The 1,187-nt window shown below is 46.1% G+C and carries 1 pseudogene; it reads right to left on the bottom strand.

The window, feature by feature from the left end:
- Positions 1 to 1,187 (bottom strand): annotated as a pseudogene (locus A2I95_RS40230) (hypothetical protein); the annotation flags it as partial.

The raw sequence follows: 1,187 nt of genomic DNA, 5'->3' as shown, positions 1-1,187 counted from the left end.
GCCCAAAAGTCTCTCCGGCAATAGTTAAATTCCGTTGCTCTATATCTGTAAGAGTAATTCCCTGCGACTTGTCGAATGTCAGAGGCCATATTTGAGATGTGTCCACACCATGCGTAAGCTGCTCATAGAACATTTCCACCATCATGGCTGAATGTTGAAGGCCCCTATTGTTCTCCGCATTAGCGGCATTTGCATTCCATTCTGTTATGTGAAAGGAAACTTGGGGCAAGTCTTCAGACCTGTCCAGCAAGTTTTCAAGCCGGGAAAGTTGCGAGAAGAAAAATTCCTTTCCAGCATCCACATCGGAAAACCCGCCTCTAATGTAATAGTGTCCAACAATACCGGAAACAAGGTTCGCGGCATTTTGGTTTGCATTAACATTGTCGGCTAAATCTGAAATTTGATCATAGGCACTGCCCTGCCCAAGCACATTCACAGAGACCCAGCCTGTGGGCATCTCCTCGCCAAATTCAGCTACCATTTCTGACTTTGTTTTTATGGATGAGGGATGTTCATCTGCATTGATGAACAGGTCAATTGGATCCTTCGGTGAATATTTTTCGGAGGCAGCAGAAATCCCTTGAATAATTAGTGCAGGAACCGCCTCTCCCAGATCATTGATGACCTTCTCAATGAAGGGCAAAATTTGAGATGCCAAAAATCCATACTCGTTGGCGGTCATTTGACCAGCCCCCCAAAATTCGTTGCCGATTTCGATCGCAGATATCGGCACCCCGTTCTTTTTGGCCTCTGAAATACTCATCCCTATGAATTCACGCAACTCATTAAAGTATTTCTCTTTGATTTCTTGCCGCCCCCCATAAGATCCAGCCAGCATTGCCTCTGCAGCACTTTGGGAAAACGCTTGTTTCGTGGGGACAACTATTGAGACAGACAGTTCAGACTTCCCCGCCTGCTCAAACATCAGATCCATAGGTAAAAGCTCTTGTTCGGGATCAAAGCTTGAAATGCTCGCATTTGGTTGAGCCATGTCGAAGTAATGTTCAGTGGCAGACCCTCCCGGAAACCTGAGGTTTGTGATACCCAATTTTTCCACAAGTGCCGCGAGTTCAGACGTTGGGTCTGCAAACTCCTCGTCGTATATAGTAACTAAATTGACACCAAAATGGTCTTCGCTAACCGTTTCATAGGCGTCACTACCGGCCTTACCGCTCACTGTATAGATC

It is taken from the genome of Leisingera sp. F5 (genome assembly GCF_001593695.1).
Note: the sequence above shows the minus strand (reverse complement) of the source record. Positions and strands in the feature narration are given on the sequence as shown.